The following is a 19,791-nucleotide window of genomic DNA, read 5'->3' on the forward strand; positions in this document are numbered from 1 at the left end:
GTTCACCTCACTTCCAGACTCAATAGATCGTCGACCGTCTCGCGGCGCAGGAGCAGGCGCGCGCGCCCGCCGCGCACCGCGACGACGGCGGGACGGCAGATCATGTTGTAACGACTCGACAGCGAATAACAGTAGGCACCGGTGGCGGCCACCCCGATCAGGTCGCCGGGTTGTAGATCGCCGGGCACCCAGGTGTCGCGCACGACGATATCGCCGCTCTCACAATGCTTTCCGACAACGCGAGCCAGCTCCGCCGGCGCATCGCTGATCCGGGAGACCAGCCGGGCGTCGTATTGGGCGTCGTAGAGCGCGGTGCGGATGTTGTCACTCATGCCGCCGTCGACGCTGACGTAGCGGCGATGTGCGGTGGCACTGACATCGACGTCCTTGACGGTGCCCACCTCATAGAGGGTGACGGTGCCGGGCCCGGCGATCGCGCGTCCGGGCTCGACCACCAGCCGCGGTGTCGGCAGCCCGACGGCCGCCGACTCGTTCTTCACGATCGCGCTCAGCTTGGCGGCCAGTTCGCCCATCGGCGGCGGATCGTCGGCAGCTAGATACGAAATGCCAAGTCCACCACCGAGATCCACGGTGGAAATCTGGGCGGTTTGCTCGACCCCGAACTGCTCGACGGCCTCGTGCAGCAGGCCGAGCACACGGCGCGCGGCGAGTTCGAAACCGGCAACGTCGAAGATCTGCGAACCGATATGGCTGTGCAGACCGACCACCCGCAGGTGTTCGGTTTCGAATACCCGGCCGACGGCGGCCAGCGCCGCGCCGCTGGCCACGGACAACCCGAACTTCTGGTCCTCGTGTGCGGTGGAGATGAACTCATGGGTGTGCGCTTCGACGCCGACGGTGAGACGAACGAAGACGTCCTGGACGATGCCCGCCTCGGCCGCGATCGCGTCCAGGCGTTCGATCTCGGTCATCGAGTCCAAAACGATATGGCCTACACCGGCTTTCACTGCAGCGGTCAACTCCGCCACAGATTTGTTGTTGCCGTGGAAAGTAATCCGTTCCGGTGGAAAGAAGGCGTGCAGCGCCACGGCCAGCTCCCCGCCGGTGCACACGTCGAGCGATAGGCCTTCCTCTTCGATCCAGCACGCTATCTCGGTACACAGGAAGGCCTTGGCGGCATAGTGCACATTCTTGCCGCCGCCGAAGGCCGACGCGATCTCGCGGCAACGGGAGCGGAAGTCGTCCTCGTCGACGACGAACAGCGGGGTCCCGTACTCCTGGGCGAGGTCGGTCACCGCAACGCCCGCGATGGTGGCGACACCGGATTCGTCGCGAGCTGTGTTGCGGGGCCACACGTTTGGCGCCAGCAGCAGCAGCTCCTCGGGGGATTGCGGCCGGGGCGGACTTTCGGCGTGGCGGGTCTCTTCGGCGTGCCGAGGACCGGCGGGATGAACGTTCACATTCGCTCCGGGGCAGTGACGCCGAGTATCGCCAGGCCGTTGGCGATCACCTGGCGGGTCGCCTGGCACAGGGCCAAGCGCGCGGTGTGCAGATCGTTGGGTTGCTCGTCGCCCTGCGGCAGCACCCGGCAGGAATCGTAGAACCGGTGGTAGTCGCCGGCGAGATCTTCCAGGTAGCGGCAGATCCGGTGCGGTTCACGCAGGGATGACGCCGTGGTGAGCACCCGGGGGAATTCGCCGAGGGTGCGCAGCAGCGTCCCCTCCTTGTCGTGGCTGAGCAGGCCGAGGTTCCCGGTGTCGGGGATCAGGCCGAGCTCGGCGGCGTTGCGGGCCAGCGCCGAGAGCCGGGCGTGCGCGTATTGCACGTAGTAGACCGGGTTTTCGTTGGACGCCGACGACCACAGCGCCAGGTCGATGTCGATCGGGGTGTCCACCGAGGACCGGATCAGGCTGTAGCGCGCGGCGTCGACCCCGATCGCCTCGACGAGGTCGTCGAGTGTGAGCACGGTTCCGGCGCGCTTGCTCATCCGGACGGGCTGGCCGTCGCGGACCAAATTGACCATCTGGCCGATGAGCACTTCGACGGTGGCCGGGTCGTCGCCGAGGGCCGCAGCCACGGCCTTGAGGCGGGCGGTATACCCGTGGTGGTCGGCGCCCAGCATGTAGATGCACAGGTCGAAGCCACGCTGCCTCTTGTCCAGGTAGTAGGCGATGTCACCGGCGATATAGGCCGGCTTGCCATCGCTTTTGATCACGACGCGATCCTTGTCGTCACCAAAGGCGCTGGCGCGCAACCACGTTGCGCCGTCCTTCTCGTAGATGTTGCCGGTCTGACGCAGCCTGGCGAGAGCCTCGTCGACCCGACCGCTGGTGTGCATCGCGTCTTCGTGGGTGTAGACGTCGAAGTCGATGCCGAATTCGTGCAGCGACTCCTTGATGTGGGTGAACATCAGGTCGACGCCGATGGCGCGGAAGGTCTCGTGCATCTCGGGATCGGGCAGGCGCAGCGCGTCGGGCGCCTTCTGCACGATCTGGGCGGCGATGTCGTTGATGTAGCTGCCGGCGTAGCCGTCTTGCGGAATGGGTTCGCCCTTGGCGGCGGCGATCAGTGAGCTGGCGAAGCGGTCGATCTGGGCGCCGTGGTCGTTGAAATAGTATTCGCGCACCACGTCGGCGCCCTGGGTAGACAGCAACCGGCCCAGGGCGTCGCCGACCGCGGCCCACCGCGTTCCGCCGATGTGGATGGGTCCGGTCGGGTTCGCCGAGACGAATTCCAGGTTGATGTGCTGGCCGGCCAGCGCACCGGAGTGGCCGAAGCGATCGCCGGCGTCGATGACGTTGTTGACGATGACCGCCTGCGCCGACGCCTCGAGACGAATGTTGATGAAGCCCGGCCCGGCCACCTCCGCCGACACGATGCCGTCGGCCTGTGCCAGCGCCTCGGCGAGCCATCCGGCCAGGTCGCGGGGGTTGGCGCCGACCTTTTTGCCCAGCTGCAGCGCCAGGTTGCTGGCGTAATCGCCGTGCTCGGGATTGCGGGGTCGCTCCACGGTAACCGTCTGCGGCAGCGCGGCAGCGTCCAGCCCACGCTCGGCCAGCACCGCGGCGGCGGTGCTTTTGAGCAGCTCGGCGAGGTCAGCGGGGGTCACGAGCGTCCATCCTATTGGCTGGGGTGCCCGGGCCCCGAATCCATTGCGGTGGCGGGGCAGCCGCCTCGATGCGTTAGTCTGTGCGTGCTTGTTTGAATGCCCCATGGCGCAACAGATATGTCGGTGCGCCCCCGTAGCTCAGGGGATAGAGCGTCTGCCTCCGGAGCAGAAGGCCGCAGGTTCGAATCCTGCCGGGGGCACCAGCGTTATTGCAGGTCGGAGGTGGTTTCCGAACCACCTAGCAGTGCCGTTCGTGCGATCGTCGTGCGGGTTTTCTATTTGTCAGGGCCGTCACATCGCGTCGCCTTGACCCTCTCCCTGGGGGAGACCCGACCGTGGTGACATGACAGCCGACAGCTCAATCCCACGACACCAGTTGCCCGCGGCGATCACCACCTACCTCACGGCGCATCAGCACCGCGAGGCGGCCACGGCGATGACGACCTTCACCACCGATGCCGCCGTCACCGACGAAGGCCGCACCTACCGCGGCCACGACGAAATCGCCGACTGGCTGCGCAACGCCGCCAGCGGATACACCTACTCAATGGAATTCGTCGGCGCCACCCGATCCGACGACAGCCACGTCGACGTCGTCCAGCACCTCGAAGGCGACTTCCCCGGCGGCGTGGCCGATCTGCACTTCCGGTTCACACTCGACGATGGACTCATCAGCGGACTGGTGATCGAGCCATGACGAAGACGTGGTTCATCACCGGTGGCACCCCGGGCGGGTTCGGTATGGCGTTCGCCGACGCCGCACTCGAGATCGGCGACCGGGTCGTCCTCACCGCCCGCCGGCCGACCGAGCTGTCCGACTGGGCACAGCAGCACGGCGACCGTGTACTGGTGCTGCCGTTAGACGTCACCGACTCGAAGCAGGTGCGCGAGGCGGTGCGCGCGGCGGAGAAGAATTTCGGCGGCATCGATGTCCTGGTCAACAACGCCGGCCGCGGCTGGTATGGTTCGATCGAGGGCATGGCCGATACCGCGGTCCGAAAGATGTTCGAGCTCAACGTCTTCGCGGTGCTGTCCGTGATCCGCGCCGCACTGCCCGGTATGCGTGCCCGGGGCAGCGGGTGGATCATCAACATGTCCTCGGTCGCCGGACTGAGCGGCGTCACCGGCTTCGGTCATTACAGCGCAACGAAATCGGCGGTCGAGGCCATCACCGGGGTCCTCCGCAAGGAGGTGGAGCCCCTCGGCATTCGTGTCATGGCGGTCGAACCCGGAGCGTTCCGCACCCGCGCCTACACCGGCTTCGCCGACGAACCGATCGAAGAGTCCGTTTCCGAATACCGGCCGCTGCTCGAGCAGGTCCGCGCCGCGATGGTCGAGCAGGACGGCGCCCAGCCAGGCGATCCGCGACGCGGAGTGCGTGCGGTGATCGCGGCCATGGCCCAAAACCCGCCGCCTCGGCGGCTCATCCTCGGCAGCGGCGGCTACGGCACCGTCGTCACCGCACTCGAGGATGCTCTCGAAGATATCCGCGCACAGGAAAAGCTCTCTCGCGAAACGGATTTCCCGCCGGGGGCCTAGAACTCAGGCCGTCGAGTCGAGGTCCCGGTCGGCATCTGGCGCGACCCGGAACACCGGCCAACCGATCTCAGTTCGCCATTGGGTGGGTTCGGTCGTGTCGCGGGGACCCACGACGTAGGTTTCGTGGATCGGCCCGTCGACGGTGAGCGCGTTCTCCACCACCCAGGCCCCGAGACGGCCGTAGGTGACGTCGAGATCGTCATGCGGGCCTTGATGCACGGTGACGGCGAGATCGGCGGGCGGAAGCTCGACGACCTCGATACGGCCCGACGCCCGCGGAGAGCGCACTGGCCGGAAGACGGTCATCGACCCGGCGGCCTCGGTGAACAGTTCGTTGGCGTACCGGCCGCCGGGCGGTCCCGTGCGCTCGGCTTCGGGAAAAGCCGCATCCAGCTCGGCCATCGCCGCGTCGTACCACCCGAGCGAATCGTCGAGCTGGACAACGCCGGTGATCGCGGCGACCCTGCGGGCGGGAACCGACCGCAGTTCGACGTCGGCCGGCTCGGGGTTCAGCAGCCGGCGCAGGGACACCACTGCGGCACGGGTCCGCTCCAACTCGGCCTCGAGCCGCCGCACATGACCGGCGATCACCTCGGCCCGCCGCTGTGCATCCTCGGTGTCGAGGATGGACCGCACTTCGGCGAGCGGCACGTCGAGCTGGCGAAGCCGGTGGATCACCTGGGCGGTCGGGATCTGCTCGACGGAGTAGTAGCGGTATCCGGTGAAGGGATCGACGGAGGCGGGCTCGAGCAGCTTGGCCTCGTGGTAGCGGCGCAGTGTTCGCACGCTCAGATGCGTCACCGTGGCGAACTCTCCGATGGTCAAACCCGACCGCATGCGGCCAGTCTGCCTTCCCGCCGTCTATCCTGCGCCCATGGGTAGCTCGCGAGTTTCCGGCGGCGTGGTGCACAAGCTGCCGACCGACCTTGCGTAAGGCATTGCTCGCCAACGACACCGCACTCGCCGCGTGGAACGACATCACGCCGTTGGCGCGCAACGAGTTCATCTGCTGGGTCGAGGACGCCAAACAGGAAACGACCCGCGAACGGCGGATCCGCCGGACACAGGAGGAACTCGAAGAGGGCAAGCGCCGGCCGTGCTGTTGGCCCGGTTGTAAGCACCGCGAGCGAAACGGCAAATGATCACTTCTCGTGGGCGGGAGCCGCCTGCAGATCGGGTGCGGCGGCGGCCAACAACGCCGCACGGTCACCTGTCAGCGGAGGAGGATAGATCCGCTGACCGTTGATGATCCGCTTCGTCGCCTTGGCCGCGGCGCCAGTGCTGACGACGTGGCGATCCCAGCCCTCGGTGTACACCGCACCGGCCGGCCCGAGGTCGAGCACCGTGACGTACCACGGAATGCGCAGCGTCCTCATCGGCAGGCCCAGCAGATCACCGATCACGCTGTAGACGCTGTAGACGCTGAAAGCTGTTGTGCACCAACATCTATGCTGGATACGGACTATGTTTGCTGAAACTGCGTCCGCATATTCGAATCCTGCCGGGGGCACCAGCGTTACCGCTGTTCAGCCTTGTGAAGCTAATCCGAAGACTTGTCCGACTCGTCGGAGTCCTCTGACTCCTCAGGCTTATCGGAATCCTGCGACTCGTCGGTTTTCTCGGCTTTGTCGGAGCCCTCGGTGTCCTCCGCGTTGTCGGATTTTTCGGCCGTGTCCGACTCCTCGGCCTCATCGGACTCCTTGGCCTTGTCGGCATCCCGCGCCTCGTCGAGCTTGTCCGCATACTTCGTCAGCAACCCGGCCAGGTCGCGCGCCTCCTCAGCAGCCAACGAATCCTCGAACAGACGCTCGTCGCTGTCGGAGATGCGCTCGACGTAGACGGCGGCTTCCCTGACTCCGACGTCCCATCGGCCTCCCTCGTGACGAACCATGTGCTGCCGCCTTTCGACCGGTGACTCGATTCCGAACCTGACGCCCCGCGCTAGTGCGTTGTTTACCCACTTCTGCGGTGGCCGATACGGCCACATTTGCTTGCACGAAGCGTGGCGGGCCCTTCGCCGCGCCGCTGAAATCTGCCGGGGGCACCAGTCTTCGGAAAACATCGCCCCACGCGTCACAGACGACGTTAAGCTGCTGGTCGTGGGCGTGAGGATGTTCGCCAAGGGCCGTGGCCGATGGCTGGCGGTCGCGGCGTCGCTCGTCGTCTCGGCCGCCATGATCCACGCCCAGGGCACCAAGCCGCGGTGCTGTGTCGAGCCGCCCGCACCGACCCCCACCAGCGCCGCTGCGTCCCCAACTCCGCCAGCCAGCGCGCCGCACACCGCCAGTCCGGCCGAGGTGGAGGCGCTCACCGCGCTGGCACCCCCCGCCCCCTCGGCGGGTCAGCAATTCCAGCTCGCGTTGCCGCGCGGCGTCGCGTCCGAGGACCGGCTGCAGGTCAAGACCATCTGGGCGGCCCGCGTCATCGGCGTGCTCTTTCCCCAGATCAAGACCATCTACGGGTTCCGGGAGGACCCGCTGCCGTGGCATCCCAACGGGTTGGCCATCGACGTGATGATCCCGAACTTCCACACCGCCGAGGGCATCGAGCTCGGCAATCAGATCGCCGGGTATGCGCTGGCGAACGCCAAGCGGTGGGGCATCAACCACGTGATCTGGCGGCAGAAGATCTACCCGGGCGTCGGCGGGGGCAACTGGATGGCGGACTTGGGCTCAGAAACCGCCGACCATTACGACCACGTACACATCGCCACCGGCGGTGGTGGCTATCCGACCGGGCACGAAATTTATTACATCGCCTCCATGACGACCGCGCCACCGGACTGATCGACGGCGCCTCCGTTCACGCCCGCCCGGCGGCGAACGCCGCCACCGGCATCTCGACGGATCCGCCGCACGGGCCGCCGATGATGTCGGTATGCCAGACACCGCGCAACGATCCGTCCGCCTGCGGGGTGTAAAAGGCCCACGACCGCGCGGGTGCCCACACCTTCTGCACGCCTTCGCCCCGATAGCAATCCCATTGGAAGTCGAAGCGCTCCACCCATTTCGCCCCATCCCAGGTGTAGCGGGACGGCTGGGGCAGCGTCGGGTTCTTCGGAGTGGGCCCGTTGGTGGCGGTGGCCACGCACGTGCCCGACGAGCACGCGGTGGTGAAGACGTAGTCGGCGCTGAAGGTGGGTTCGGTTTGCGTCGCCGCGACACTGGTGCCGGATTTGCCGGCCGCATACCGCACCAGCGAGTATTTGCCGTTCCACGCCGGTGACACCGCTTGCGCGCCGACGGCGGGCGTGCCGGCGACCGAGGCAGTCACGGCAGCGAGCACCGCGACTACCCGAAACCTCGGTCGCATTGGTCAATGGTGGACGTTCGACGACGCGGTCTGATCTCGGCGAGGACACGATCACGTTGTTCCAACGACGTTTGTTCTCAGCGCAACAGGAAAAGGCCGTACGCGGCGATCGACTGCGCATCGGCGATGATGCCCCCGCGAATCATCTGCTCGATCTCGTCGCGCGAGAACCACGCGCTGCGCATGTCCTGCTCCTCGTGCTCGCGGTTTGCTTCGCCCTCGACGATGCCCGTGGCCAAAAACACCCAGCCGCGCTGACTGGTCATCCCCGGAGCGACGTCGAGCTCGCCGAGCGCCTCGAACGTCGTTGCGCGCAAACCGGTTTCCTCGCGCAGCTCGCGCTCGGCCAACTCGTCGGGTTCGGCGTCGGCCAGGTCCGGCGCGGTGCCTTGGGGAAACTCCCAACGACGCTCCCCGATGGGGTAGCGAAACTGCTCGACCAACCGGAAGCGGTGCCCGTCATAGGGCATCACGAGCGCGTAGGTCGGTTTGTCGACGACGCTGTAGAGGCCGGTGCTGCCGTCCGGGCGGCGGATGTCATCCTCGCGCAGCACCATCCACGGATTCCGGTAGATCTCGCGGCTTGCGAGGCGTTCGATGAAGGTCACGCCGCCAGTATTGCCGTGAATACCGCACCCGACGCGGTGGCTATGGGCGAGGAGTAGCGTCCGAATCCATGCCGTCCCCCGAAGCCATCACCGAGACCGTCAATCGCTACCTCGCGCTCGTCGCCACGGGCACCGCCAACGACATCGTGACCCTGTACGCCGCCGACGCCACCATCGAGGACCCGATCGGGGCCGACATTCGCCGCGGGCACGACGCCATCCGCGGCTTCTATGCGGGGTTCCAAGACGCCAAGAAGGAGACCGAACTCGCCGAATTGCGGGTTTCTGGCAGCGAAGCCGCCTTCTTCTGGCACCTCACGCTGGACGCCGGCGACAGCCGCACCCGAATCTCACCCATCTCCACGATGTCGTTCGACGCGGACGCCAAGATCACCGCGATGCGGGCATTCTGGTCACCGGCCGACGTTGAGGTTTTGTAGCCCGACCGCCAATTCTGTTGGCATCCGGTAGTGCGCAACACACCTGGGTCAGGAAGCAGACCAGTCCATGGACCCTTGGGGGCCGGTGCCGTCCGCGTCGCCGCCGTGTCGCGCACACCAGCCGGCCAATTCCTGGCGCGCCGCGACAGTCACCGGATGCTCATCACCGAGTACGCGGGTCTCCTCCTCGACCAGCGCTTCCCATGCGGCGACCCCGTCCGTGACGCCGGCCCGGTTCGGGGCCCAGAGCGTGAACATGTGCCGCGCCATGAGCAGATGAACGTGGTCGTCGCCCAGCTTGTCGCGCAGTTCGCCGATCAGCCACTCGAGTTCGGTGATCGCCGCGGGGATATCACCCGCCCGGCCCCGCCAGATCGCCAGCATCAAGCGAGTTCCGAGGGTGTCGGCGTGACCGTCGCCGAGCACCCGACGCCGCGCCGCGAGCACGTGTTGCCCCTCGGTCATGGCGCCGCCGAAATCACCGATCTCCCAACGCTTCTCAGCGACCCTCTCGCGGGCCATCAGCGTGCTCTCGTGTTCGGCTCCCAGAATGCGCTGTTCGTCGGCGACGAGCTGCGACCATTCGGACAGCGACGACAGCGGGGGTTGCTGGCGGCCCGCCAGCAGGTGACGAGCGGTCAAGGTGCTCAGGTGATCGCGACCGAGGACCTCGACGAGATCAGGTATCAAACCTTCGAGGTCGGTGTAGACGACGGCGTCCTCGCCCGCCCGCAGCTGCAGGGTGGCCAGCGCCACCTTGAGCTCGAGGACGTTGGGATTGCGCTCCCCCAGCGTTGCCCGGCAGAGGGTCACCAGCTCGTTAGCCTGCAGCGCGGCACCGGCGAAATCGCCGTTGTTCGCACACTGCGCCATCAGCCCGGTCATTTCGGCCAGCGGGGCGGGCAACTCCTGCTGCGTCATATCGCTAATGAAAACGCCACTGCGCCGATGCGGCAATTCACCCTGTGCCGCCCGCCGCGCAGCCCTGAGTCGCGACCAGCTACAGCCGCCCCGCCACGTCCGCCGCGCGGCGAAGCTGATCGGCATCCGAGCTCGTCGGGATGAGCTGAACCTCGTCGGTGCCGATCTCCTCGAACCTGCGCAACACGTCCAGCAGCTCGTCCTCGCTACCGGCCCAGCCGGTCATCGGCGCCATGGCGTCGACGTATTCGCCCGGTATCCAGTTCATGTAGCGACGCAGATGGCGGTGCACCTGGGCGCGGGACTCCTCGGGCGAGCCGAACGCGAACCAAAACGAGGTGATCAGGTGGGGCTTGGGCTTGCCGGCCTGCGCCCACGCGTCTCGCGTGACGTCGAACAGCTCGTTCTGCTTGGCGACGTCGAGGTCCAGGGTGGTGCCGGCCAGCCCGTCGGCCCATGCCGCGGCGCTGCGGATGGTTTTCGGTCCGATACTGCCGACGAACAGCGGCGGACCGCCGGCCTGCACCGGCGCCGGCCCGACGGGCAGCACCGAGTCGGCGGTCTTCTCCCCCGCCCACACGCGCTTCATCACGGCCACCCGTTCGGCCATGCCGCGCATGGTCTGCGTCGCCCGATCGGCGCTGACGGCGTCATAGTCCTCGTGCCGGCCGCCCACCCCGATGCCCACGGTCAACCGGCCGCCGCTGAGCATATCGCCGCTCGCCAGGCCCTTGGCGAGCATGACCGGGTCGTGCAGCTGCGGCACGATCACCGTCGTCAGCAGCCGCACCCGGTTGGTCCAGGCGGCCAGCGCGCCCAGCAGGGTCAAGCTGTCCGGGTTATCAAAGGCGATGCGCTCACCCCAGCACAGTGACGAGAACGGGCCCTCGTCAATACTGCGCGCCCAGGTCTCGAGCACCGTCGCATCCAGATCCGGTTCCATCACCGGCATGGTCATCGCTATCTGCACGACGGCGATTCTGACATGTTTAACATGCGGCCCATCAGTGGAACCATGGTGCGAATGGACTTCACCAGCACCTCCATCGCGCATGTCCGACTGACCGTGACCGATATCGAGCGATCCCGGCAGTTCTACGAGAGCGTGTTCGGTTGGCCGGTGTTGCTCGAGGTCCCAGAGAACGCGGACGAATCCACCCGCAATCAGTTGAGCTTCCTGTTCGGCGGCGTCATCTACGACCTCGGCGGAACGCTGCTCGGGCTGCGGCCCGTCGCCGCAGACCGCTTCGACGAGGATCGCGTCGGGCTGGACCACATCGCGTTCCGTCTCACCAGTAAAGACGAATTGGATTCGGCAGCAACACATCTCGATGAGCTCGGGGTGGATCACCAGCCGGTCAAAGACATCGGGCCGTCATACATTCTGGAGTTCCGCGACCCCGACAACATCGCCCTGGAGCTGACCGCGCCGAAGTAGCGGGAGGCTCGTGGCGTTGTCGCGCCGGGCGACCGGTGGTTGACTGGACAGAACTATGACCATCAGTTTCAACCACACCATCGTCGCGTCCCGCGACAAACGCGAATCCGCCGAATTTCTCACCGAGCTGTTCGGGCTGCCCGACCCAAAGCCGTTCGGCCACTTCATGGTTGTCGAACTCGAGCACGGCGCCAACCTCGACTACGCTGACGCCCCCCAGGGTGCGGACATCCCGCGTCAGCACTACGCCTTCTTGGTGTCCGAGCAGGAGTTCGACACCATCTACGACAAGATCCGGTCACGCGGCCTGCAGCACTGGGCGGATCCGGGCGCCCAGCGTCCCGGCGAGATCAACCACAATCACGGCGGGCGCGGCGTCTATTTTCCGGACCCCTCCGGCCATGCCATGGAGATCCTCACCCGCCCCTACGGGTCAGCAGGCTGAGCCGTGGAGCGAGTTGCCTAGTCGCCGGTGCGCGCCGTGCCGTGCCGCTGCCTTTCCTGCTTGCGATAGTCATCGGCCAGTTGCGCGACGTGCTTGGGCAGGCCGCCGGTAGCGACGTCGGCCAGGGTGGTTTCTTCCAGCACCGATCGCATGCTGGCGCGTAGCGCCCGCCAGACGTCGGTGAGCGCGGCGGTCGGTCCCGAATACGGCAAGTCGCCGAGTCCGATGTCACGGACGCTGGCCAGTGGTCCATCGATGCAGCGCAACACGTCGGCGATGCTGATATCGCCGCCGGAACGGGCCAATTCGTAGCCGCCCTCGCGACCGCGATGGCTGCGCACCAGCCGGTCGGTGCGCAGGTTGGTCAGGATGTCGACGAGAAATTGCGGTGGGATGCCCTGGGCCTGGGCCAAGTCGTCCGTCTTCACCAGCGTCCCGTCGGACACCGTGGCGAGCTGGATCATCGCCCGCACGGCGTACTCCGCCTTCGCTGACATGCGCACTCTCAGGATTGTGCCATCCAGTGCGAACATTTCGGTGCAGCCGGGCTGGACCGGCGCGCTACCCGCGCGATTCGAGCAGGTCGATGACCCGCTGCGCCTGCTCCTCGACGGTACCGTCCGGGGTGAGTCGCAGGTCGGGATTCACCGGCGGCTGATACGGACTGTCGATACCGGTGAACTGCGTGATCTCGCCCGCGCGCGCCTTCGCGTACAAACCCTTGGGGTCACGCTTTTCGCATTCGTCGAGCGGGGTGTCACAGAACACCTCGATGAAGTCGAAACCGGCGTCGGCGTGCACTTGGCGCGCCAATTCGCGTTGCTCGGCCAGCGGGCTGATCGCCGGCACCAGCACCACGTTGCCGCAGTCGGCGAGCAGCGCCGCCACGTGCGCGAGCCGACGCAGGTTTTCGGCGCGGTCGGCCATGCTGAAGCCCAGGTCGGCGTTCAGACCGTGCCGCAGGTTGTCACCGTCGAGAACGTAAGCCAGAGCGCCGTTTTCGAGCAGCTTTTGCTCGACCAGCATCGCCACCGACGATTTGCCGGAACCGGACAGTCCAGTGAACCACACCGTCGTGCCCCGGGGCCGGACCTCGGCAATGGCCGAGGGCTTGTGCCGCACGGTGTTTGGGCTCGCCGCCTGCGCCGACGCGTCACGCAACACCATGCCGGCCGCCACGGTGCCGTTGGTGTGCGGGTCGATGAGGATGAACGAGCCCGTACTGGGGTTTCGGGTGTACTCGTCGAGCAACAGCGGGACCTGGGTGCGCAGCGAAATGCGGCCAAGCTCATTGAGCTTCAACGCCGTCGCGGTCTTATCGCGGTGCAGCGTGTTGACGTCGAGCCGGTAATCGAGCGCCGTCACCTTGGCTTGCGTGGTGCGGGTGGTGTGCTTGATGACGTAATCGCGGCCTGGCTCGAGCGCCGCGCCGTCGGCCATCCAGCACACCGTCGCGTCGAACTCCTGCGCGACCCTGGGCTGGTTGTGGGTGCGCGCGATCAGATCGCCCCGCGAGATGTCGATCTCGTCGGCGAGGGTCACCGATACGGCCATCGGCGGAAACGCTTCTTCCACAGGACCATTCGGCCCCTCGATCGCGGTGATCCGGGTGCGCTTGCCGACGGGCAGCACCACAACCTCATCCCCCGCGCGCATGACGCCGCTGGCGACGGTGCCAGCGTAGCTGCGGTGGTCTTGATGTTCGCGGGTGTGCGGGCGGATGACGTACTGCACCGGGAACCGCACGTCGACCATGTTGCGGTCACCGGCGATGTACACCTCTTCGAGGTGGGACAACAACGCCGGCCCCTCATACCAGGGCGTCTGGTCCGACTTGGTCACCACGTTGTCGCCGTGCAGGGCGGAAATCGGGATGGTGGCCACGTCGTGCACATCCAACCGCGCGGCGAAAGCGTGGAATTCGTCGCGGATCGCCTCGAATTTCTCTCGGTCCCAACCGATCAAGTCCATCTTGTTGACCGCGAGCACGATGTGTTGGATGCCCAGCAGGGACGCCAGGAAGGCGTGCCGGCGTGACTGTTCCAACAGGCCGTGCCGCGCATCGACGAGCACGATCACCAGTTGGGCGGTCGACGCGCCGGTGACCATGTTGCGGGTGTACTGGATGTGGCCGGGGGTGTCGGCGATGATGAATTTCCGCTTGGGAGTGGCGAAGTAGCGGTAGGCGACGTCGATCGTGATGCCCTGCTCGCGTTCGGCCCGCAGGCCGTCGGTCACCAGCGCCAGGTCGGTGTAGTCGTGACCGCGGTCCTTGGACGTCTGCTCCACCGCCGCCCACTGGTCTTCCATGACGGCCTTGGAGTCATAGAGCAGGCGACCGATCAGGGTGGACTTGCCGTCGTCGACGGACCCCGCGGTTGCGAGCCTCAATAGCGTGGTGGGCGGGGCCATCAGAAGTATCCCTGTCGTTTGCGGTCTTCCATGCCGGCCTCCGAGATCCGGTCGTCGGCTCTGGTCGCCCCGCGTTCGGTGAGCCGGGAAACCGCGGTCTCGGCGATGACCTCGTCGACGGTGGCGGCTTCGGATTCCACGCATCCGGTGCATGTGACATCCCCGACGGTGCGGAAGCGCACCGTCGCTTCGAACACCGGCTCGTCGGGGTTCGGCTGCATGTTCCGGTCGACCGCCAACAGCATGCCGTCGCGGCGAAAGACCTTGCGCCGGTGCGCGTAATAGATCGACGGCAGAGCGATGTTCTCGGCGCCGATGTAGGACCAGATGTCGAACTCGGTCCAGTTGGACAACGGGAAGACCCGGATGTGCTCGCCCTTGTGATGGCGCCCGTTGTAGAGGTTCCACAGCTCGGGCCGCTGCACCTTCGGATCCCATTGACCGAACTCGTCGCGGAAGCTGAACACGCGCTCCTTGGCGCGGGCCTTCTCCTCGTCGCGGCGCGCCCCGCCGAACGCGGCGTCGAACTTGTTCTCCCGGATCGCGCGAAGCAGGGTCACGGTCTGAATGGGGTTGCGTCCCTGGCGCGGCTCGACCACCCGGCCGGCGTCGATGTCTTCCTGGACCGAGGCGATGACCAGGCGCACCCCGTGCTCGTTGACCAACGCGTCGCGGGTCGCGATCACCTCGTCGAAGTTGTGGCCGGTGTCGACGTGCATCACCGGGAAGGGCAGCCGGCCGGGGCGGAACGCCCGCAACGCCAGGTGCAGCATGACGATGGAGTCCTTACCGCCCGAAAACAGCAGCACCGGCCGCTCGAACTCGGCGGCCACCTCCCGGATGATGTGGATCGCCTCTGCCTCCAGCGAGCGCAGATGGCTCAATTCGTACTGTCCGACCGCGGGGGCCGTCTTCAGATCACTGGTCATAGCTTCCTTCGGCTACTCGCTAAAACCTGGCAGAACTGACCATATTTAGCATCTTAGCGATATATGAGACCAGCTGACTTCGGCGCTGTCAACCTGAGGGGTGAGCACGCCTGGCGACCTACCGGCTCGGAGGAGGTCGCGAGCGTAACGGGGCTGCGAAAATTCACCCGATTTTTCGCAGTGTGGTTACGCTCGCGGGCCGCCGATTACAGCGTGACCTCGTGGAGCTTGCCCGTGGCGACGTCGAAGAAGAATCCGCGCACGGAGACGTGTTTGGTGACGAACGGATTGCCCTCGATGCGGCGCAGCGACTGCCGGACATCCTCGGCGACATCCGGGAACGACTCGGGCGCCCACGGCGGTTTGACCCCGGTCTCCTCCTGGATGCTGCGCTTGAAGTCATCGTCGGTGAAGGTGAGCATCCCGCAATCGGTGTGGTGAATCAGGATGATCTCTCGCGTTCCCAGCAGTCGTTGGCTGATGGCCAGCGAGCGGACGACGTCATCGGTGATGACCCCGCCGGCGTTGCGGATGACGTGGGCCTCGCCCTCGTTGAGCCCGAGGAGGCGATAAACGTCGAGCCGCGCGTCCATGCACGCGACGACCGCGACATGTTTGCCCGGCGGCATCGGCAGCGGCCCCTTGAAGCTGCTCGCATACTCGGCGTTGTTGGCCAGGAAATCATCGGTAACCGTCACGCAAGCCTCCTCGGGACTGTCGCGGTCTGAGACGTGCTGCGATTGCCGCACGGCTGCGTACCGCGGTGGATGCTAACAACTGATCACACGCGATTCACGCATGAGAATCAAGCAGATCGGAATGTCATCGAACGCGCCGGGCGCTGCACACGCGACGCTGTGCTGCCGGCTCGATAACCTGTCCCAATGCGACGTGGGCTGTGCGGACGGGCATGACTCGATTCCTGGCACGCCGGTTGCTCAACTACGTCGTCCTGCTGGCGCTGGCATCGTTTTTGACGTTTTGGCTGACGTCGGTGGCCTTCAAGCCGCTGGACAGCCTGCTACAGCGCAACCCGCGGCCGCCCCAAGCCGTCATCGACGCCAAGGCCCACACGCTCGGTCTCGACGAGCCGATACCGATCCGCTACGCGCACTGGGCTTCGCACGCCGTCAGCGGCGACTTCGGCAAGACCATCACCGGCCAGCCCGTCGGAGCGTCGCTGTGGCGGCGCATCGGAGTAACGCTGCGCCTGCTGATCATTGGCTCGCTGGTGGGCACCGTCGCGGGCGTCGCGGCCGGGGCGTGGGGCGCCATTCGGCAGTACCGACTCAGTGATCGCGTCGTCACCATGGTGGCTCTGCTGGTCCTCAGCACCCCCACCTTCGTCATCGCCAACCTGCTGATCCTCGCCGCGCTCCGGGTGAACTGGGCCGTGGGCCTTCACGTTTTCGACTACACCGGGGAGACCTCGCCGGGTGTGTCCGGCGGGACGGGGGCGCACCTGCTCGACCGGTTACGGCACTTGGTGTTGCCGTCGCTGACCCTGGCGCTGGCCGCCGCGGCGGGTTACAGCCGTTACCAGCGCAACGCGATGCTCGACGTCCTCGGACAGGATTTCATCCGCACCGCGCGGGCCAAGGGGCTGACCCGCCGGCGTGCGCTGGTGAAGCACGGATTGCGCACCGCGCTGATCCCGCTGGCCACCCTGTTCGCCTACGGGGTGGCCGGGCTGGTCACGGGAGCGGTGTTCGTGGAGAAGATCTTCGGCTGGCACGGCATGGGCGAATGGCTGGTGCAGGGCATCGCGACGCAGGACACCAACATCATCGCGGCCATCACCTTGTTCTCCGGCGCGGTGGTGTTGCTGGCCGGCCTGCTCTCGGACGTGTTCTACGCCGCTCTCGATCCGCGGGTCCGGGTGTCATGACATCGCAGGCGAATATCGATGGTGCCCACGGGTTTTCGGGTCACGAAGTGGCGGGCTTCACCTCGCGCCGCACCCTGGTGCTGCGCAGGTTTGCCCGCAACCGGCTCGCGGTGGCGTCGCTGACGTTGTTGGTGCTGTTGTTCGTCGGCTGCTACGCGCTGCCCGCGGTACTGCCCTATTCCTACGAGGACCTCGATTTCACCGCGCTGCTGCAGCCGCCGAACGCGCGCCACTGGCTGGGCACCAACGCGCTGGGCCAAGACCTGTTGGCGCAGATCCTGCGCGGAATGCAGAAGTCCATGCTGATCGGTGTCTGCGTCGCGGTCATCTCCACCGGCATCGCCGCCACCGTCGGGTCGGTCTCAGGCTACTTCGGCGGTTGGCGTGACCGCGTGCTGATGTGGGTGGTCGACCTGCTGTTGGTGGTGCCCAGCTTCATTCTGATCGCCATCGTGACACCGCGAACCAAGGATTCGGCCAATATCTTGATGCTCGTTCTGCTGCTGGCCGGGTTCGGCTGGATGGTCAGTTCCCGCATGGTGCGCGGGATGACCATGAGTTTGCGTGAACGCGAATTCATCCGCGCCGCACGGTATATGGGCGTATCCAGCCGGCGCATCATCGTCGGGCATGTGGTACCCAACGTGGCTTCCATCCTGATCATCGACGCGGCGCTCAACGTCGCCTCGGCCATCCTGGCCGAAACCGGTTTGAGCTTTTTGGGTTTCGGCATTCAGCCGCCGGACGTGTCGCTGGGAACCCTGATCGCCAATGGCACCCAATCCGCGACCACCTTTCCCTGGGTATTCCTGTTCCCCGCCGGGGTGCTGGTGGCGATCTTGGTGTGCGCCAACCTCACCGGCGACGGCCTGCGGGACGCGCTCGACCCCGGCAGCGCGCTGGTCCGAGGCGACGGCCGATGAGCCCGCTACTCGAGGTGAGCGACCTGGCCGTCACGTTCGGAACCGGCCGTGACCCGGTGGCCGCGGTGCGCGGCATCAGCTACCGCATCGAACCGGGCGAAGTCGTCGCCATGGTCGGCGAATCCGGTTCGGGCAAGTCCGTTTCCGCGATGGCGGTCGTGGGCCTGCTGCCCGAGCACGCACGGGTGCGCGGCTCGGTCCGGTTGCACGACACCGAACTGCTGTGCCTGGGCGACGACGCGATGTCGCGGTTGCGCGGCAAGGCGGTCGGCATGGTGTTTCAGGATCCGATGTCGGCGCTGACGCCCGTCTACACCGTTGGCGACCAGATCGCCGAGGCGATCGAGATCCACCAGCCGCGGGTGGGCAAGAAGGCGGCCCGCCGCAAAGCGGTGGAACTGCTCGAGCTGGTGGGCATCGCGCAGCCAGAGCGGCGCGCCCGCGCATTTCCGCACGAGCTCTCCGGCGGCGAACGACAGCGGGTGGTGATCGCGATCGCGATCGCCAACGACCCCGACCTGTTGATCTGCGACGAGCCCACCACCGCACTGGATGTCACCGTGCAGGCGCAGATCCTCGAAGTACTCAAGACCGCACGCGACGTCACCGGCGCTGGGGTGCTCATCATCACCCACGACCTCGGCGTGGTCGCCGAGTTCGCCGACCGCGCGCTGGTGATGTACGCCGGGCGGGTCGTTGAATCCGCCGTCGTGGATGACCTTTACCGGGATCGCCGCATGCCCTACACCGTCGGGCTGTTGGGCTCGGTTCCGCGCCTGGACGCCGCACAGGGCACCCGGTTGGTGCCGATCCCCGGCGCACCGCCGTCATTGGCCGGCCTGGATCCCGGCTGCCCCTTCGCCCCGCGCTGCCCGCTGGCCATCGACGAATGCCGGCTCGAGGAGCCGGAATTGCTTTCCGTCGGCGCCGATCATCGGGCGGCGTGTATCCGCACCGATCAGGTCGACGGCCGCAGCGCCGCGGACATCTACGGCGTCAGCACCACAGGCCATCCAGCGCAATCCGGGGACTCGTCGGTCGTCGTCCGGGTGCGCGACCTGACCAAGACCTACCGGCTGACGAAGGGGGTGCTGCGCCGCAGCGCCGGCGAGGTCCGCGCGGTCGACGGGGTCAGCTTCGAGCTGCGACAGGGCCGCACCCTGGGCATCGTCGGCGAGTCGGGTTCGGGCAAGTCGACCACGTTGCACGAGATCTTGGAGCTCACCGGGCCCGAGTCGGGATCGATCGAAGTGCTGGGCACCGACGTGACCACACTGAACACGGCCGGCCGACGATCGCTGCGGCGCGACATTCAAGTCGTGTTCCAGGACCCGGTCGCCTCGCTGGACCCGCGGTTGCCGGTGTTCGAGCTGCTCGCCGAACCGCTGCGCGCCAACGGGTTCGACAAGAGCCGCACCAACGCGCGCGTCGCCGAGTTGCTCGAGATCGTGGGCCTGCGTCGCGCCGACGCGATCCGTTACCCCGCGGAGTTCTCCGGCGGGCAAAAGCAGCGCATCGGCATCGCGCGTGCGCTGGCGCTGCAACCGAAGATCCTGGCCCTCGACGAACCCGTCTCCGCGCTCGATGTGTCCATCCAGGCCGGGATCATCAACCTGCTGCTCGACCTGCAAGCACTCTTCGGTTTGTCCTATCTGTTCGTCTCCCATGACCTTTCGGTGATCAAGCACCTCGCGCACCACGTGGTCGTGATGTACGCGGGCTCGATCGTCGAGCAGGGCGACAGCCGGCAGGTCTTCGACAATCCACAGCACGAATACACTCGGCGGCTGCTGAACGCGGTGCCGCAGCCGGATCCGGGCAAACGTGTCTAGCCGTCCCGGCATCCGTTTCGCAACAGTGCTTCTC

Annotated in this window: 21 protein-coding genes, 1 tRNA gene and 2 pseudogenes; 11 read left to right on the forward strand and 13 right to left on the reverse strand. The window is 66.5% G+C overall.

Annotated features, from left to right (window positions below; all coding sequences use genetic code 11):
* Positions 1–2 precede the first annotated feature (2 nt).
* Positions 3–1,421, reverse strand: a complete 1,419-nt coding sequence (lysA, locus tag A5775_RS07270; protein ID WP_067249892.1) for a diaminopimelate decarboxylase — start codon at positions 1,419–1,421, stop codon at positions 3–5.
* Complete coding sequence (gene argS, locus A5775_RS07275; protein ID WP_067249897.1) at positions 1,418–3,070, reverse strand: arginine--tRNA ligase; 1,653 nt, start codon at positions 3,068–3,070, stop codon at positions 1,418–1,420. Before argS ends, lysA begins: the two co-directional genes overlap by 4 nt.
* Before the next feature lie 127 nt (positions 3,071–3,197).
* Here argS and A5775_RS07280 point away from each other — a divergent pair.
* The 3 genes from A5775_RS07280 (at position 3,198) to A5775_RS07290 (ending at position 4,609) form a co-directional block, all read left to right on the forward strand.
* Positions 3,198–3,273: transfer RNA gene (locus A5775_RS07280), tRNA-Arg, on the forward strand.
* A 140-nt stretch (positions 3,274–3,413) separates the two neighbouring features.
* Positions 3,414–3,767 carry a DUF4440 domain-containing protein gene (locus A5775_RS07285; protein ID WP_067249900.1) on the forward strand — a complete coding sequence of 118 codons (354 nt, stop codon included), beginning with the start codon at positions 3,414–3,416 and terminating at the stop codon, positions 3,765–3,767.
* Positions 3,764–4,609 (forward strand): SDR family NAD(P)-dependent oxidoreductase, encoded by an 846-nt coding sequence (locus tag A5775_RS07290; RefSeq protein WP_067249903.1) that lies wholly within the window; start codon positions 3,764–3,766, stop codon positions 4,607–4,609. The genes A5775_RS07285 and A5775_RS07290 overlap by 4 nt, the downstream gene beginning before the upstream one ends.
* A gap of 3 nt (positions 4,610–4,612) precedes the next feature.
* On the opposite strand, the gene A5775_RS07295 is transcribed toward A5775_RS07290, so the two are convergent.
* Positions 4,613–5,446, reverse strand: coding sequence for a MerR family transcriptional regulator (locus A5775_RS07295; RefSeq protein WP_067249907.1), 834 nt, complete (start codon positions 5,444–5,446; stop codon positions 4,613–4,615).
* Positions 5,447–5,483: 37 nt separating this feature from the next.
* Here A5775_RS07295 and A5775_RS07300 point away from each other — a divergent pair.
* Positions 5,484–5,751: pseudogene (locus tag A5775_RS07300) on the forward strand (YdeI/OmpD-associated family protein).
* Here A5775_RS07300 and A5775_RS07305 read toward each other — a convergent pair.
* Positions 5,752–6,027, reverse strand: a pseudogene (locus A5775_RS07305) (NAD(P)/FAD-dependent oxidoreductase); the annotation flags it as partial.
* Positions 6,028–6,149: 122 nt separating this feature from the next.
* Positions 6,150–6,500, reverse strand: coding sequence for a hypothetical protein (locus tag A5775_RS07310; RefSeq protein ID WP_067249919.1), 351 nt, complete (start codon positions 6,498–6,500; stop codon positions 6,150–6,152).
* 220 nt (positions 6,501–6,720) lie between these two features.
* On the opposite strand from A5775_RS07310, the gene A5775_RS07315 reads away from it, so the two are divergent.
* The gene (locus A5775_RS07315) at positions 6,721–7,395 is read left to right on the forward strand and encodes a glycoside hydrolase (RefSeq protein ID WP_067250030.1); all 675 of its coding nucleotides are present in this window, start codon (positions 6,721–6,723) and stop codon (positions 7,393–7,395) included.
* A gap of 16 nt (positions 7,396–7,411) precedes the next feature.
* Here A5775_RS07315 and A5775_RS07320 read toward each other — a convergent pair whose 3' ends face one another.
* Together A5775_RS07320 and A5775_RS07325 are read right to left on the reverse strand one after the other, a co-directional pair.
* Positions 7,412–7,882, reverse strand: a complete 471-nt coding sequence (locus A5775_RS07320) for a hypothetical protein (RefSeq protein ID WP_067250033.1) — start codon at positions 7,880–7,882, stop codon at positions 7,412–7,414.
* Between the two features lie 116 nt (positions 7,883–7,998).
* Positions 7,999–8,529, reverse strand: a complete 531-nt coding sequence (locus A5775_RS07325) for an NUDIX domain-containing protein (RefSeq protein WP_067249922.1) — start codon at positions 8,527–8,529, stop codon at positions 7,999–8,001.
* 68 nt (positions 8,530–8,597) lie between these two features.
* Between A5775_RS07325 and A5775_RS07330 the strand changes: the two genes are divergently transcribed.
* Positions 8,598–8,969: a nuclear transport factor 2 family protein gene (locus tag A5775_RS07330; protein WP_067249928.1), complete on the forward strand. Its 372-nt coding sequence runs from the start codon at positions 8,598–8,600 to the stop codon at positions 8,967–8,969.
* Between the two features lie 48 nt (positions 8,970–9,017).
* Here the strand turns inward: A5775_RS07330 and A5775_RS07335 are convergent, their stop codons facing one another.
* Positions 9,018–9,890: a tetratricopeptide repeat protein gene (locus tag A5775_RS07335; protein ID WP_067249931.1), complete on the reverse strand. Its 873-nt coding sequence runs from the start codon at positions 9,888–9,890 to the stop codon at positions 9,018–9,020.
* A gap of 79 nt (positions 9,891–9,969) precedes the next feature.
* Positions 9,970–10,848, reverse strand: coding sequence for an LLM class flavin-dependent oxidoreductase (locus A5775_RS07340; protein ID WP_067249934.1), 879 nt, complete (start codon positions 10,846–10,848; stop codon positions 9,970–9,972).
* 66 nt (positions 10,849–10,914) lie between these two features.
* Between A5775_RS07340 and A5775_RS07345 the strand changes: the two genes are divergently transcribed.
* The gene (locus A5775_RS07345; RefSeq protein ID WP_067250036.1) at positions 10,915–11,328 is read left to right on the forward strand and encodes a VOC family protein; all 414 of its coding nucleotides are present in this window, start codon (positions 10,915–10,917) and stop codon (positions 11,326–11,328) included.
* Positions 11,329–11,383: 55 nt separating this feature from the next.
* Positions 11,384–11,773: a VOC family protein gene (locus tag A5775_RS07350; protein WP_067249937.1), complete on the forward strand. Its 390-nt coding sequence runs from the start codon at positions 11,384–11,386 to the stop codon at positions 11,771–11,773.
* 17 nt (positions 11,774–11,790) lie between these two features.
* Here the strand turns inward: A5775_RS07350 and A5775_RS07355 are convergent, their stop codons facing one another.
* The 4 genes from A5775_RS07355 to A5775_RS07370 form a co-directional block, all read right to left on the reverse strand.
* On the reverse strand, positions 11,791–12,276 hold the full coding sequence (locus A5775_RS07355; protein ID WP_067250039.1) for an RrF2 family transcriptional regulator: 486 nt from the start codon (positions 12,274–12,276) through the stop codon (positions 11,791–11,793).
* A gap of 58 nt (positions 12,277–12,334) precedes the next feature.
* Positions 12,335–14,185: an adenylyl-sulfate kinase gene (gene cysC / locus A5775_RS07360; RefSeq protein WP_067249941.1), complete on the reverse strand. Its 1,851-nt coding sequence runs from the start codon at positions 14,183–14,185 to the stop codon at positions 12,335–12,337.
* The gene (cysD, locus tag A5775_RS07365) at positions 14,185–15,114 is read right to left on the reverse strand and encodes a sulfate adenylyltransferase subunit CysD (RefSeq protein ID WP_067249945.1); all 930 of its coding nucleotides are present in this window, start codon (positions 15,112–15,114) and stop codon (positions 14,185–14,187) included. Before cysD ends, cysC begins: the two co-directional genes overlap by 1 nt.
* Positions 15,115–15,320: 206 nt before the next feature.
* On the reverse strand, positions 15,321–15,812 hold the full coding sequence (locus A5775_RS07370) for a carbonic anhydrase (protein ID WP_067250042.1): 492 nt from the start codon (positions 15,810–15,812) through the stop codon (positions 15,321–15,323).
* Positions 15,813–16,024: 212 nt separating this feature from the next.
* On the opposite strand from A5775_RS07370, the gene A5775_RS07375 reads away from it, so the two are divergent.
* From A5775_RS07375 to A5775_RS07385, 3 genes are read left to right on the forward strand one after another with little or no spacing between them, the layout of a single operon-like run.
* Positions 16,025–17,002 carry an ABC transporter permease gene (locus A5775_RS07375; protein WP_067250045.1) on the forward strand — a complete coding sequence of 326 codons (978 nt, stop codon included), beginning with the start codon at positions 16,025–16,027 and terminating at the stop codon, positions 17,000–17,002.
* Positions 17,003–17,049: 47 nt separating this feature from the next.
* Positions 17,050–17,925, forward strand: coding sequence for an ABC transporter permease (locus A5775_RS07380; RefSeq protein WP_156660603.1), 876 nt, complete (start codon positions 17,050–17,052; stop codon positions 17,923–17,925).
* Positions 17,922–19,757, forward strand: a complete 1,836-nt coding sequence (locus tag A5775_RS07385; protein WP_067249952.1) for an ABC transporter ATP-binding protein — start codon at positions 17,922–17,924, stop codon at positions 19,755–19,757. The genes A5775_RS07380 and A5775_RS07385 overlap by 4 nt, the downstream gene beginning before the upstream one ends.
* The last annotated feature ends 34 nt before the right edge of the window (positions 19,758–19,791 follow it).

This window comes from Mycobacterium sp. 852002-10029_SCH5224772 (assembly GCF_001667315.1).
Lineage (GTDB): Bacteria > Actinomycetota > Actinomycetes > Mycobacteriales > Mycobacteriaceae > Mycobacterium.